Annotated in this window: 14 protein-coding genes; 5 read left to right on the forward strand and 9 right to left on the reverse strand. The window is 69.5% G+C overall.

What is annotated here, in order from left to right; translation table 11 throughout:
• Positions 1 to 22: 22 nt before the first annotated feature.
• The 4 genes from CQ042_RS06015 to CQ042_RS06030 are packed head-to-tail and all read right to left on the reverse strand — an operon-like array spanning position 23 to position 4853.
• The gene (locus tag CQ042_RS06015; protein WP_105669553.1) at positions 23 to 1750 is read right to left on the reverse strand and encodes a beta-galactosidase family protein; all 1728 of its coding nucleotides are present in this window, start codon (positions 1748 to 1750) and stop codon (positions 23 to 25) included.
• 7 nt (positions 1751 to 1757) lie between these two features.
• Complete coding sequence (locus tag CQ042_RS06020; protein WP_105669554.1) at positions 1758 to 2597, reverse strand: carbohydrate ABC transporter permease; 840 nt, start codon at positions 2595 to 2597, stop codon at positions 1758 to 1760.
• Positions 2594 to 3559 (reverse strand): carbohydrate ABC transporter permease, encoded by a 966-nt coding sequence (locus CQ042_RS06025; RefSeq protein WP_258132067.1) that lies wholly within the window; start codon positions 3557 to 3559, stop codon positions 2594 to 2596. Before CQ042_RS06025 ends, CQ042_RS06020 begins: the two co-directional genes overlap by 4 nt.
• Complete coding sequence (locus CQ042_RS06030; RefSeq protein WP_105669555.1) at positions 3552 to 4853, reverse strand: ABC transporter substrate-binding protein; 1302 nt, start codon at positions 4851 to 4853, stop codon at positions 3552 to 3554. Before CQ042_RS06030 ends, CQ042_RS06025 begins: the two co-directional genes overlap by 8 nt.
• Before the next feature lie 186 nt (positions 4854 to 5039).
• Between CQ042_RS06030 and CQ042_RS06035 the strand changes: the two genes are divergently transcribed.
• Positions 5040 to 6053 carry a LacI family DNA-binding transcriptional regulator gene (locus CQ042_RS06035; RefSeq protein ID WP_258132070.1) on the forward strand — a complete coding sequence of 338 codons (1014 nt, stop codon included), beginning with the start codon at positions 5040 to 5042 and terminating at the stop codon, positions 6051 to 6053.
• A gap of 51 nt (positions 6054 to 6104) precedes the next feature.
• Here the strand turns inward: CQ042_RS06035 and CQ042_RS06040 are convergent, their stop codons facing one another.
• Together CQ042_RS06040 and CQ042_RS06045 are read right to left on the reverse strand one after the other, a co-directional pair.
• Complete coding sequence (locus CQ042_RS06040; protein ID WP_105669556.1) at positions 6105 to 6464, reverse strand: CrcB family protein; 360 nt, start codon at positions 6462 to 6464, stop codon at positions 6105 to 6107.
• Complete coding sequence (locus CQ042_RS06045; protein WP_105669624.1) at positions 6461 to 6835, reverse strand: CrcB family protein; 375 nt, start codon at positions 6833 to 6835, stop codon at positions 6461 to 6463. The genes CQ042_RS06040 and CQ042_RS06045 overlap by 4 nt, the downstream gene beginning before the upstream one ends.
• A gap of 87 nt (positions 6836 to 6922) precedes the next feature.
• On the opposite strand from CQ042_RS06045, the gene CQ042_RS06050 reads away from it, so the two are divergent.
• Positions 6923 to 8449 carry an FAD-dependent oxidoreductase gene (locus CQ042_RS06050; protein WP_105669557.1) on the forward strand — a complete coding sequence of 509 codons (1527 nt, stop codon included), beginning with the start codon at positions 6923 to 6925 and terminating at the stop codon, positions 8447 to 8449.
• Here CQ042_RS06050 and CQ042_RS06055 read toward each other — a convergent pair.
• From CQ042_RS06055 to CQ042_RS06065, 3 genes are all read right to left on the reverse strand, one after another.
• Entirely contained in the window at positions 8418 to 9257 is an 840-nt protein-coding gene (locus CQ042_RS06055) for a nitroreductase family protein (protein ID WP_105669558.1), read from the reverse strand. The two genes, CQ042_RS06050 and CQ042_RS06055, sit on opposite strands and share 32 nt — an antisense overlap.
• A 5-nt stretch (positions 9258 to 9262) precedes the next feature.
• On the reverse strand, positions 9263 to 9637 hold the full coding sequence (locus tag CQ042_RS06060) for a hypothetical protein (RefSeq protein ID WP_105669559.1): 375 nt from the start codon (positions 9635 to 9637) through the stop codon (positions 9263 to 9265).
• 191 nt (positions 9638 to 9828) lie between these two features.
• On the reverse strand, positions 9829 to 10608 hold the full coding sequence (locus CQ042_RS06065; RefSeq protein WP_105669560.1) for a MerR family transcriptional regulator: 780 nt from the start codon (positions 10606 to 10608) through the stop codon (positions 9829 to 9831).
• Between the two features lie 173 nt (positions 10609 to 10781).
• Between CQ042_RS06065 and CQ042_RS06070 the strand changes: the two genes are divergently transcribed.
• From CQ042_RS06070 to CQ042_RS20400, 3 genes are read left to right on the forward strand one after another with little or no spacing between them, the layout of a single operon-like run.
• Entirely contained in the window at positions 10782 to 11621 is an 840-nt protein-coding gene (locus CQ042_RS06070; protein ID WP_105669561.1) for a DUF4097 family beta strand repeat-containing protein, read from the forward strand.
• Entirely contained in the window at positions 11618 to 12244 is a 627-nt protein-coding gene (locus CQ042_RS06075; RefSeq protein ID WP_105669562.1) for a PadR family transcriptional regulator, read from the forward strand. The genes CQ042_RS06070 and CQ042_RS06075 overlap by 4 nt, the downstream gene beginning before the upstream one ends.
• Positions 12241 to 12405: a hypothetical protein gene (locus CQ042_RS20400; protein ID WP_181157471.1), complete on the forward strand. Its 165-nt coding sequence runs from the start codon at positions 12241 to 12243 to the stop codon at positions 12403 to 12405. Before CQ042_RS06075 ends, CQ042_RS20400 begins: the two co-directional genes overlap by 4 nt.
• The last annotated feature ends 26 nt before the right edge of the window (positions 12406 to 12431 follow it).

The raw sequence follows: 12431 nt of genomic DNA on the forward strand, positions 1-12431 counted from the left end.
GAATACGGGTGGAGTGCGGGGGTCAGGACGCGCGTCGAGCGCCGAGACCGGGATGGGGGCCGAAGGGCACAGCCGAGGAGGGGACGCCGTCGAGCTCGAGGATCACGATCTCGTTGTGTCCAGGACGCAGGACCGACCAGGGGACGTAGAGCGACGTCTGCGGGCCGGCGGCGGTCCAGTATCTGCCGAGGCAGAAGCCGTTGACCCAGACGTACCCCTTCGACCATCCGGAGAGGTCCAGGTACCCGTCGGCCTGCTCGCGCACGTCGAAATCACCGCCGACGTAACGGGGCGCGTCCGCAGGCTCGACGGGTGCGGTCCAGTCCGGTCGCGGGTCGTCGGCGATCGGGAGCACGTCGATGTCGAAGCCGTGCACCTGCTGGCGCCCGTGACGGATGGCGTCCAGGCCCTTCGTCTCGCCGATCCGCGGTCCGTAGTTGATCCGCCCCATCGATTCCACGATGACCTCCAGCTCGGAGGGCCCGCTCACGGTGATCTCGGCATCTTCTCCGCCGCGTTCGACGATGGCACGGAGCGCCCCGTCGACGCGCACATGGGCGCGATCCCGCACCCGCTCCAGGGTGAGGGCCTGCGGGGCGCGGGGGCCGGGGATGACGGCGCGGTAGCGCACGAGGCCGTGGTCGAACCCGAGATCTTCGAAGGTCGGAGGGATGGGCGCGCTTCCTGCGGGACGGAACCGCACGGGCCCTTCGCGTGTCATCCGGATCGTCTGCTGCTCGACGAGGGGCGGCAACTCCGGCAGTTCGGGGAACGGGCCGTCCGCCACCTGCTGGAACTCGTCCCTGAACGCGAAGAACTTCTCCGTCGGTGCGCCGCGTTCGTCGAGCGGGGCGTCGTAGTCGTAGCTCGTGACCGTCGGCCGGAAACCCTCCCCTCCCTGTTCCGGGTGATGGTTCGCTCCTGCCCCGATGCCGAAGTTGGTGCCGCCGTGCGCCATGTAGAGGTTCACGGATGCCCCCTGCGCCAGGATCTCGCGCAGCGCGGCAGCCGCATCGCTCGCGTCGCGGGTCACTCGCCCCTGGCCCCAGTGGTCGAACCATCCGCACCAGAACTCCATGCACATCGGCGCATCGTCGGGTCGGATCTGCCGCAGTGTGTCGAACGCAGCGGTCGCGTGGGACCCGAAGTTGACGGTCGCGAGGTGCCCGGGAACGGTCCCTCCGGTGAGCATGACGTCGCTGGGGCCGTCGCTGGTGAACAGCGGAGCGCCGACGCCGCGCTCGACCAGCGCGGTGGTCAGGGCGGCGAGGTAGTCGGCATCCGACCCGAAGGATCCGTACTCGTTCTCGATCTGCACCATCAGGACGCTCGGGTGGTCGGCGAACAGGGGGACGACGGCGTCCAGATAGCGCTTCACCGGGTCGAGGAAAACCGGCGAGGATGTGCGGATCGCGCGACCCGCCCTCGCGGTGAGCCACGAGGGCAGACCGCCGTTGTCCCACTCGGCGCAGATGTAGGGCCCTGGTCGCACGATCGTGCGGAGTCCGGCCTCTGCCGCCGCGTCGAGGAATCGCGGGATCTCCTCGAGACGCCGCCACTCGCCCTCGACCGGTTCGTGATGGTTCCAGGCCAGATAGGTCTCGACGGTGTTCAGCCCCATCGCCGCGAGCGAGCGCATCAGGTGCGGCCACTGCTCCGGGCGCGAGCGGAAGTAGTGCGCCGCTCCGGAGAGGAGGCGGTGCGGGCTCCCGTCGAGGGAGAAACCGTGCGGGTCGTAGCTGAGCGTCATGCTGTCCTCACATCTTGACGGCGCCGGCGGTGAGATCCGCCCGCCAGAATCGCTGCAGGCCGATGAAGGCGATGATCAGGGGGATCGTCGACACGAGCGCACCGGTGACGACGAGGTCGTAGTTGATCTGGCTGGGTTGGCTGTTCCAGAAGAACAGACCGAGGGTGACCGGCCAGAGTTCGCTGCTCGTCAGGGTGACCATCGGCAGGAAGAAGTTGTTCCAGATGCCGACGAAGCTGAACAGGTAGATGGTGACCAGCGCGGGCCCCATCACCCGGAGGGCGATCGTGAAGAAGATCCGGATCTCGCCGGCGCCATCCACCCTGGCCGCGTCGAGCAGCTCGTCGGCCACCGAGTCCGCCGCATAGATGCGCGCCAGGAACACCCCGAACGGACTCGCGAACGCCGGCACCAGCACCGCCCAGATCGTGTTGATGAATCCCAGCTGCGTGAACAGCAGGTACAGCGGCATGACCAGCAGCGACGAGGGCAGCAGGATCGAGGCGAGCACGGAGTTGAAGATCAGCTGCCGTCCTCGGAAGATGAACTTCGCCAGCACATATCCGGCGGCGGCGCTGATCAGCGTCGCACCCGCCGCGCCGACACCCGCGTAGAAGAACGTGTTCAGGAGCCAGCGCGAGAAGAGGCCGCCCTGATGGGTGAAGACGGATGTCAGATTCTCGAACAGGTCGAACGACCCGCCGAACCACAGCGGAGGCGAGCCGAACAGGTCGGAGCTGCTCTTGGTGGCCGAGACGATCAGCCACCAGATCGGGACCACGAAGTACACGGCCGCGATCAGCAGGACGGCCTTCATGCCCCAGGTACCCAGCGTGCGCCGCATCATCGTGCACCACCGTTCTTGGTCTGACCACCGGTCAGCTTGGTGAAGACGAAGGAGAGCACGAAGGTTCCCAACGCCAGGATGATGGCCATCGCGGCGGCCAGGCCGTAGTCGTTGAACGTGAACCCGATGTTCTGCACCGCCATGTTGGGGGTGTAGCCGGCGTCGATCGCCGAGGTGAAGGGCTTGAGGATCATCGGCTCGTTGTAGAGCTGGATCGTGCCGATGATCGAGAACACGCCGGTGAGGGAGATCGCGGGCATCACCAGGGGCACCTTGATGCTCCACGCGATGCGAGCCGGGCTCGCTCCGTCCATGGCTGCGGCCTCGTACAGCTCGCTCGGGATCGACTTCAGCGCCGAGAAGATGATGATCATGTTGTATCCGGTCCACGTCCAGGTCACGATGTTCGCGATCGCCCACAGCACGGTGTCGTCGCCGAGGAAGTCGACCTCGATCCCGAACGCGCCGAGCACACCGACGAACGGGCTGGTCCCCGGGAGGTAGAGGAAGGCCCAGAGGATCGCCGCGATCACGCCGGGTACCGCGTACGGCATGAACGTCATCAGACGCACGAGTCCCGTCCAGCGGGTGGTGACGGCATCGAAGATCAGGGCGAGGAGCAGCGCGGCTCCCAGCATGATCGGCACCTGGACGACGCCGAACAGCAGGACCCGTCCGATACCGGCCGTGAACTCCGGCGTCTGCAGCGCCTGGATGTAGTTGGCGAAGCCGGCGAACACGCGTTCGCCGCCGCCGAGCCCCAGCCCTGACCGCTTCTGCGTGAAGAAGCTCTCCTGCAGGGCGTAGAGCAGGGGCAGCACGTACGCGAGCAGGAACAGCACGAGGAAGGGAACCAGGAGCCCGAGGAGCGCCGACAGCGGCAGTCCGCGGCGGTGTCGACGGCGGGGAGCCAGTGAGCCGGCCTTGACGGGCCGGCTCACGATGGTGACGGTGTCACTCACTGACCGAGAGTCCCTTGGCGGTGAAGGCCTTGACGACGTTCGCCTGTGCGTCGGCGAGGCCGTCGGAGAGCGTGCCGGTGCCGTCGACGGCCGGCTGCATCGCGGAGTCGAAGGACTCGCCGGTCTGCGTGGTCATCGGACCCCAGGCCCACGTCGAGTCGACGACCTCGTTCGCCTCGACGAACACCTGGAAGATCTGCTGTCCACCGAAGTACTCGACCTCGGTGTCGAGCGCGGGGTGCGTCGAGCCGGAGAGGGATGCCGGGAAGACCGCCGCCTGGTCGATGAGGATCTGCAGCGCGTCTTCGTCGGTGCTCATCCAGTTCGCGAACTCGAGCGCGCCCTCCACGTTGTCGCATCCGCTCACGACCGCCGTGGCCGAACCGCCCTGGGTGCCGTTGCTCGGGTCGTCGGCGTCGATGTTCGGCAGCGGTGCGACCCGCCACTGGCCGGAGGAGTTCGCGGCGGCGCCCTCGAGCACGCCAGCCCACCAGACCGGGGCGATGTGGCTGGCGATCGCTCCCGACTGCGCCTTCTCCCACCACTCGGGGCTCTCGATCTCGGTGTTCAGCACGGCGTCCGTGTCGAGCAGTCCCTGCCAGTAGTCGGCGATCTGCTGGGTCTCCGGGGAATCCACCGTCACCTTCCATGCGTCACCGTCGATGTCGAACCACGTGGATCGCGCCTGCTGGGTGAGGCCGCCCCACCAGCCCATGTCCGCGGGGGAGAACGACGAGAGATACACGGACGGATCGCTCGCGCGCACCTGCGCCGACTGCGCGGCGAACTCCTCCCAGGTCGTCGCCGGGGTCAGGCCGAGACGCTCGTAGACGTCGGCCCGATAGAACAGGCCGAGCGGCGCGCTGTCGACCGGGATGCCGTACACCCCGTCGGCGACCTTCATCACGGACCAGGCCGCCTCGGGGTACTGGTCCTCGTAGGCCGCCGCCTCGTCGGCGACGTCCTCGAGCATCCCCTCCAGCACGAAGCTCGCGATCGACTCGTTGCCGACCTGCGCGAGGCACGGACCGTTCCCCGCTTTCGCGGCCGCCTGCACCTTGGTGTAGCCGCCCTTGCTGCCGGACGGCGTCGTCTCGAAGACGACCTTCTGGTCGTGGGTCTCGTTCCAGAGGTCGACGGCGTCGGCGTAGCCGGGCGCCCATCCCCAGAACTCGATCGGGTCGGCGGATGGCGTCTGACCGTCTGCAGGAGCGGCGCACGCGGTGAGGGCGGCGGCGGCGAGCCCGATGACGGCGACTCCGGCGATGCGCCGGCCGGGAGATGTGAGCTTCATTGCTTCCTTCTTTCGGGCGAATGGTGCGTGCCGGTGTGGGCGAGTCCGCACCGCACTGAGTGACGGGATTTCCGCCAAGCTAATCGTTTTTCGCAGCGAATGCAAATAACGATTAACCACACCCTCGACCGCTCACGGACAGCGCCCCATAGACTGCAGGAAACGCCAAGGATCAAGGAAGCAATCGTGACGACGTCATCGAAGAACGCCGCATCGCGCCCGACGTTGCGCATGGTCGCCGACGAAGCGGGCGTCTCCGCGGCGACCGCCTCCTACGTGCTCTCCGGAAGACGGTCGACCGCCCGCGGCCCCGGCGCCTCGGAGGCGACGCGGGAACGCATCAAGGAGGCGGCTCAGCGCCTCGGGTACGTGCCGAATCAGGCGGCACGCGGCATCCGGACCGGCAACACGCAGGTCATCCAGCTGTCCCTGTCGATGCTGAGCGACCCCTGGTCCCTCGCCGTCGCCGAGGCGGTGAACACGGCAGGGCGCGAGCGCGACCTCGAGACGATGATCCTCGCCGACGGCGATTGGTACCGCGCGCTGGAGCGGCGCCCGAGCGACGTCGCCTTCCTCGACTCGGTCCCCGACACCCCGCTCAACCGGGAGCGCCTGAGAACCCTGGCCTCACACGGGCAACGACTGGTGGTGTTCAGCGAGACGATCGAGCCGGAGGGCTTCGACGTGATCCGCTCCGACGCCGCCCCCGGCGGTGCGATCGCCGCGGACCGACTCCTCGCCGCCCACGAGGACATCGCCTGCCTCACCGCGGCCTCGGTGCTGGCGACCCCGCCCCCGAACCGCCTGACGGGATTCCAGCATCGCCTGCAGGAGCACGGGGTGCGCCACGACTGGATCGCGGCATACGACGGCGGCGAAGCCACCGCCTTCGCGGCCGCCATGACGCTGCTGACCTCGTCGCCCCGTCCGACCGCGATCTACGCGACGACCGATTTCGCGGCCATCGCGACGATCCATGCCGCCCATCGCCTCGGTCTCTCCGTCCCGCGGGACGTCGCCGTCATCGGACTCGGGAACACCCCGGCGGGCGAGCTCACGTCGCCGACGCTCACCACGATCGGGCCGCTCGACCTGTACTCCCGCCTCGCCGACACCGTGGTCGCACTGGCCACCGGAGAGCGTGTGCCCGGCACGCTCCACGAGTTCCCCTGGGCGCTCATCTCGCGCGAATCCGCGTGATCCGCGTCGCCGCGTCGCGGACCGCGGTCGTCGCCGCGCCGCGGACCGCGGTCACAGTGCGGCGCCGAGCCCCAGACCGAGTCCCGCCGCGAGCAGGCCGAGCACCAGCATCCCCACCGCGTTGAAGGCCGATGCGGGTCGCTCCCCGTCACGCCACAGGGCGACGGTGTCGAGCATGGCGGTGCTGAACGTCGTGTACCCGCCGAGCAGCCCCGCTCCGAGCAGGAACGCCCCCTCGGGCAGCGCGGTGGCGACGACCCCGAGAGCGAAAGAGCCGGTGAGGTTCACCAGCAGGATGCCCCACGGGAACCGACGCCCCGCGAGGCGGGCGATCCCGAGGTCGACGAGGTAGCGCAGCACGGCGCCGACCCCTCCGGCGAGCGCGGCGCCGACGAACAGCAGCGGACTCATGATGCGGCTCCGCGTCGGGGGCGGCCGAGGCGAAGACCCAGGGCGGCGGCGCCGATGCCGAGGACCAGGCTCCCGAGCGCGTAGGCAGCCGCGAGTGCGGGGGCCTCCGACCACAGCGACACCGTGCCGGTCATGAAGGCACTGTAGGTGGTGAACCCTCCGAGCACCCCGGTGCCGAGCAACAGCCGGAGATCGGCCGAGGCGGGAAGACGCGCGGCCAGCACCCCGATCAGCAGCGCACCGACGACGTTCGCGAGCAGCACCGCCACCGGGAAGCCGCCCGCATCGGGGACGGCGAGGCCCAGAGCGAGTCTGGCCGCCGTGCCCACCGTGCCGCCGGCGGCGACGAGGAGGATGCGGCGGAGGTTCACGTCCGCCACTGTAGTCGCCGCCTGACAGTGCGTCGTCCGGATGTCAAGGCAGTGGATGCCGGGACGCGATCGGCGTTGACTGACGACATGAATCCCCTGTGGAAGCTCGACCGAACCCTGCCCGGCGGATCCCCCCTCGAATCCGGCGCCCACCACGACGTCGTCGTCGTCGGAGCCGGGATCACGGGCCTCTCGACCGCGGTCATGCTCACCAGGGCCGGGCTCGACGTGGCGGTGATCGATGCGGGCGGCATCGCCGAGCTCGCGACCGGAGCGAACACGGGCAAGCTCTCCCTTCTGCAGGGCGGGCAACTCGCGAAGCTCCGTCGACACCACCCGGCGTCGCTCGTGCGCGCGTATGTAGACGCCAACCGCTCGGGGATGGAGTGGCTGCTCGCGTTCGCCGAACTCGCCGGCGTTCCGTTCACCCGCGGCACCGACCACTCCTATGCCCAGAGCCCTGCGGGGATCGGCACCGTCGACGAACAGCATTCCGCTGCTCGCGAGGCGGGTCTGCCCACGCGGATGCCGTCGCCTTCTGCACTCCCCTCCACGTCGTTCCCCCTGGCGGCGGCCGTCGCGCTCGACGACCAGGTGGCGATCGACCCGGTGGCCGTCGCGGTGGCACTCGCCGACGACCTGCTTGCGGCGGGTGGCGCCCTGCACACCGGCGTCAGAGCGACGGGAGCGCACGCCCTGGCCGGCCGCGTCGACACCCCCGCAGGACCGCTCTTCGCCGACCACATCGTGCTCGCGACAGGCACCCCGATCACCGACCGCGGCCTGTACTTCGCCAAGACGCGGGGACTCCGGTCGTACTGCGTGTCCTTCCGGGTGCCGGGTGACCTCCCGGAGGGGACGTTCCTCTCGGTCGACGGGCCGACACGCTCCCTCCGCCCCGTGACCGCAGCGGATGGCCCCGGTGGCGACGCGCGACTCGTCGTGGGCGGCAACGGCCACCCTGTCGGCCGGGCCGACAGCGAGGCGGCGGCGGTGGAAGACCTCATCGCCTGGACGCAGCTGCACTTCCCCGGCGCGGAGGAAACCCATCGATGGTCGGCGCAGGACTACGAATCGCACGACCTCATCCCGTTCGTGGGGGCGATGCCCCGCGGCCTCGGCCGCATCCGCTTCGCGACGGGCTACGCCAAGTGGGGACTGTCGAACGCGCCCGCCGCCGCGCAGCGCCTCACCTCCGAGATCCTGGGCACTCCCCGACGCGACCGCCCGACCTGGATCACGACGATCGGCACGCGTCTCACCGTCCCGGCCGACCTCGGGCGCGGAGCGGTGGAGGGCGGCAAGGTCGCCGCCGCGCTCGCCTCGGGGTGGGCGGATGCCGAACGCCGAGGAGTCCCCGTCGCACAGCCCGCCGAGGGCGAGGGCGTGGTGGCGAATCGGGCAGGTCGGCCGGTGGCGATCTCCACCGTCGACGGCGTCACCCGTGCGGTGAGTGCGGTGTGCACGCACCTGGGCGGCGTGCTCTCCTGGAACGACGCCGAGTGCTCATGGGACTGCCCGCTGCACGCCTCGCGCTTCGCTCCGGACGGCACGCGCATCGAGGGCCCGGCGCTACGGGACCTCACACCCCTGTCGCCGGCGGACCCGGAGTGATGTCGCCGGCGGGTGAGCCGGCATCCCATCCCTCCTGCGGTGTCTCTCCGTTCTCCCGGAACACGTACTGCGACACGAGCTTGCGCTGACTGCTCGACCAGTCGATCGCGGGGCGGCGCTGCTCCGGCGGCAGGTAGCCCAGCCGGTAGACGGCCATGAGCTCGAGGTCGTCCGGCACCCGCAGCAGCTGCACGATCTCGTCCCAGCGCCCCGGCACCTCCATCGGGAACGAGATGAACTGGATGCCCATGCCGAGTTCGACCGTGGTGAGCCAGACGTTCTCCATGGCCGCGCCCATGCTGAACACCGAATAGAACGACGAGAGCTGACCCGGCCGATACTCGCTGCGGTCGAGCATCACGCCCAGCAGCAGCGGCGATCCCGCGACGAGCTTTCGATTCTCAGCGCCGAGCGTCTTGGGCACCCCGAAGGTGTTCATGAGCGTCTGCCCGCGCTTGGTGAACACCTGGCTCGTGAACGGGCGGAGCGCGGCGGGCAGCTTGTCGAACAGCATCCCGCTGCGCTTCTCCTCCATCTCGGCCTGGCTGAAGCGGAAGTACGGCTTGTACCGTTCGAAGAAGGTGCCGTTCGACATCGCCTCCGTCATGCTCTCGCCGGAGATGCGGGCGATCTGCTCGATCGTGTCCCGGCTCTCGATCACGACGAACCGCCACGGCTGACTGTTCAGCTGCGAGGGAGCGCGGCCCGCCGCCTCCAGCAGGATGCGCTGATGATCCTCGGAGACCGGGTCGGGGAGGAAGGCGCCGTTCGTGGTCTTGCGGCGGCGGATGGCATCGAGCAGTTCCATGCGTGTCACTTCCGGTCGATGGTGGATCGCGAGAGCACCAGCCCCGCGATGAGGAAGGGGGCTGCGGCGAGCGCGACCAGCGGATGCCGTCGGCTGTGCGTGCCGAGGTAGGGGATCGCCGCTAGCGGTGCGGCGGCGGGGAGCAGGGCCACGGCGGCACGACGGCCGGCGGTGCGGGGCCCTCGCGACCAGCCCGCCACGACAGCGAAGGCCGAGGTCGCGCACGTCGCGATGTACAGCGCGTGATGCAGCCAGCGGAAGCGGCTGGTGTCGATGAGCCGCGCGGCGACCGAGGCGCCGAGTGCGCAGTTCGCGGTGTAGGCGGCGGTCGCGACGAGGAACAGCGGCGATGCGTGCCTGTTGCTGTGCCGCCGACTCATGGCACGACCCTACGCCCGCCCCTGCGCCAGGGGCTCCCCCTTGCACCCCGACCCGCCGTTCGCTACGCCCGCCCTCCGCCCTTCCTCCCTTCCCGCCGAGCGGCCCCTTTCTGTGCGAGCGGCCCCTTTACGCGCGTCCACAACGGGGTGGTTCGCACGGAGAGGGGCCGCTCGGCGCCGAAGAACGACGCCTAGAGGTTCGCCTCCGCGTAGGTGCGGAGCGCGTCGCGGACGAACTCCGCGCCGTGGGTGCCGCCGGACGACGTCGCGTAGTTCGCGCCGAAACGCGGATCCGCGACGTACATCTCGCCGAGCCCGATGACGTACGCCTTCGCGTCGCCGCCGGGGACGGCCGCGGGCGTACCCGGAATGCCCGTGAGCCACTCGACGTGGCGCCGCGCGACATCCTGAGCCTCGGCGGATGCCGGATCGATGCCGCGCTCGGCCGCGGCGATCCAGTCGTGTCCGAGGTCGGACACGCGCTGCTGCCAGTCGGCGCGCTCGGCATCCGTCATCCCGCGCCACCAGCGGTCGCTGTCGGCGTAGGCCTTCTTGCCCCAACGATCCTCGACCTCCCCCTTGTACTGGGTGTGGTCGAAGCCGTCGAACATGTTCTCTGCCATGAGGTTCTCACCTCCTCTCAATGCTGTGATGGTGGATTCGACCGACGCGATCTGACGCGCCAGTCTGGTCTGCTCCTCGCGCAGCAGCGCGAGGTGGGTCTCGAGTGCGGATGCTTCGCCGCGGTCGCGCTCGAGCACCTCCGCGATCTGCGGCAGCCCGAGTCCGAGCTCCCGCAGCAGGAGGATGCGCTGCAGGCGCACGAGTGCCGGCGCGTCGTAGTGCCGATACCCGTTGGGCGCGATGCGCGACGGTGGCAGCAGTCCGATGTCGTCGTAGTGCCGCAGCGTCCGGCTCGTCGTTCCCGCCAGACGGGCGATCTCCTGGATGGACCAGTCCCTCGTCTCCATCGCTCCTCCTTCCTGTCGTGTGGCGATGTCTTGAACTCTAGAAGTTGACGTCGCGTCAAGGTCAAGCGCTCACAGCGAATACCCGGGCGCACGCACTTGACACCTTCGAGATATATCGTGTTAAAGTCGTCACACACGATATATCGTGACCCCTCAACCCAGGAGAAGCACACATGACCGAGAAGTGGCTCATCGCCCCCGGCGAGGAACGCGTCATCGACATCGAGTCCGTCACCCGCCTCAAGGTGGGCCTCGTCGGAGGACAGGTCGACATCATCGCCCACGACGAACCGGGCATCCGCATCGAGGTGCACGGCGTCACCACCAAAGACCTTCGCGTCGAAGCCCACGACGGCGAGGTCGAGATCGACCACCCGCAGCTGGGCTGGGACAACTTCCTCGAGGTGTTCCGCAACTTCGGTTCCGGCGGCCCCCGCGCCGAGGTGAGCGTCGCGGTCCCCCGCGCCATCGCTCTGAACCTCGGCGTCGTGAGCGCCGGCGCGCTGGTCTCCGGCCTCCGCAACGACGCCCGCCTCAACACCGTGTCGGGCGACATCATCGTCGACACCCTGATCGGCGACCTCACCGTCAACTCCGTCTCGGGCGACGTGCAGGTGCGCGGCCTCACCGGCTCGATCAGCGCGAACAGCGTCTCGGGCGACGTGGCCGTCACCGGCGCCGTGCGCCGTGCGACCGTCGACATCGTCTCCGGCTCGACGCTGGTGGATGCCGCGGGCGACGTGAACACCATCAACGTCAACTCGGTCTCCGGCGGCACCACGGTGCGCCTCGACGAGTCGCTCGCCGCGAACTACGTCATCCGATCCCTCAGCGGGCGCCTGCTCATCGACGGCGTCGAGCGCAGCTCGTCCGGCCCGAGCAACTACACCGGCACCACCGGCGAGCTCGCCGGACGCTTCGTCGACCTGCGTGCGAACTCGGTCTCGGGCGGCGTCACGGTCCTGCGCCGCACCCCGGCATCGATCACGGAAGACCCGGAGTGGGAAGCATGAGTCCCGCCGTCTTCTCCCACGGCGACCTGCGCCTGTACCTGCTGTCGCTCCTCGCCGAGGCCCCCCAGCACGGCTACGGCATCATCCAGTCGCTCACCGATCGCACCGGCGGCACCTACACGCCGTCCGCCGGAACCATCTACCCCCGACTCGCGAAGCTCGAGGAAGAGGGCCTGGTCACCAAGAGCGTCGACGGCCGCACCACGATCTACGCGATCACCGAGGCCGGTCGGGCCGAGCTGGCGTCGCGCGAGGGAGACCTCGCCGGCATCGAAGCCGGACTCACCGACTCCGTGCGGCTGATCGCGAGCGAGGTGCGACAGAGCGTCCAGGACGCGATGAAGAGCCTTCGGGCCGACCTGGCCGCCGCCGAGAAGGGCGAGCGCACAGCCGCGAAGAATCGCCCCCGCACGGCGAGCGACGACGCGCGACTCACCAGCCGCGAGGAGATGCATCGAGCGGACGCCGTCATCAACGCCTTCCGGGCGCGCGTGCGCACCGACCTGCGCACCCATGTCGCACGGGGTGGCACGCTTCCGTCATCCGTCGTCACCGAACTCGAGACGGCACTCGACACCGCGGCGCGCGGCATCACCGTCGCCCTGAGCACCCCCGGCTCATGACCGAGTCGGCGCGCGCCGACTCGCGTCCGCGGCCGGACGGCGACATCCGCTCCCACCGCGCCTCCTCCCCGGAGGCGCCCCCGCAGCCGCGCGGCAGCACGCCCATCCCGTCGCCGACACCGGCGGCGCGACGTCACGGCATCATCATCCACATGGGGTGACCGGGATCACCCGATGAAGAGGCCCC

Source organism: Microbacterium sp. MYb62, from assembly GCF_002979475.1.
In the GTDB taxonomy this organism is placed as follows: Bacteria; Actinomycetota; Actinomycetes; order Actinomycetales; family Microbacteriaceae; genus Microbacterium.

Excerpts from the sequence above, each read along its gene's own strand:
- CQ042_RS06070 (WP_105669561.1), top strand. The coding sequence starts at position 10,782 with ATGACCGAGAAGTGGCTCATCGCCCCCGGCGAGGAACGCGTCATCGAC.
- CQ042_RS06055 (WP_105669558.1), bottom strand. The coding sequence starts at position 9,257 with ATGGAACTGCTCGATGCCATCCGCCGCCGCAAGACCACGAACGGCGCC.
- CQ042_RS06050 (WP_105669557.1), top strand. The coding sequence starts at position 6,923 with ATGAATCCCCTGTGGAAGCTCGACCGAACCCTGCCCGGCGGATCCCCC.
- CQ042_RS06075 (WP_105669562.1), top strand. The coding sequence starts at position 11,618 with ATGAGTCCCGCCGTCTTCTCCCACGGCGACCTGCGCCTGTACCTGCTG.
- CQ042_RS06020 (WP_105669554.1), bottom strand. The coding sequence starts at position 2,597 with ATGATGCGGCGCACGCTGGGTACCTGGGGCATGAAGGCCGTCCTGCTG.
- CQ042_RS20400 (WP_181157471.1), top strand. The coding sequence starts at position 12,241 with ATGACCGAGTCGGCGCGCGCCGACTCGCGTCCGCGGCCGGACGGCGAC.
- CQ042_RS06060 (WP_105669559.1), bottom strand. The coding sequence starts at position 9,637 with ATGAGTCGGCGGCACAGCAACAGGCACGCATCGCCGCTGTTCCTCGTC.
- CQ042_RS06065 (WP_105669560.1), bottom strand. The coding sequence starts at position 10,608 with ATGGAGACGAGGGACTGGTCCATCCAGGAGATCGCCCGTCTGGCGGGA.
- CQ042_RS06015 (WP_105669553.1), bottom strand. The coding sequence starts at position 1,750 with ATGACGCTCAGCTACGACCCGCACGGTTTCTCCCTCGACGGGAGCCCG.
- CQ042_RS06040 (WP_105669556.1), bottom strand. The coding sequence starts at position 6,464 with ATGAGTCCGCTGCTGTTCGTCGGCGCCGCGCTCGCCGGAGGGGTCGGC.
- CQ042_RS06030 (WP_105669555.1), bottom strand. The coding sequence starts at position 4,853 with ATGAAGCTCACATCTCCCGGCCGGCGCATCGCCGGAGTCGCCGTCATC.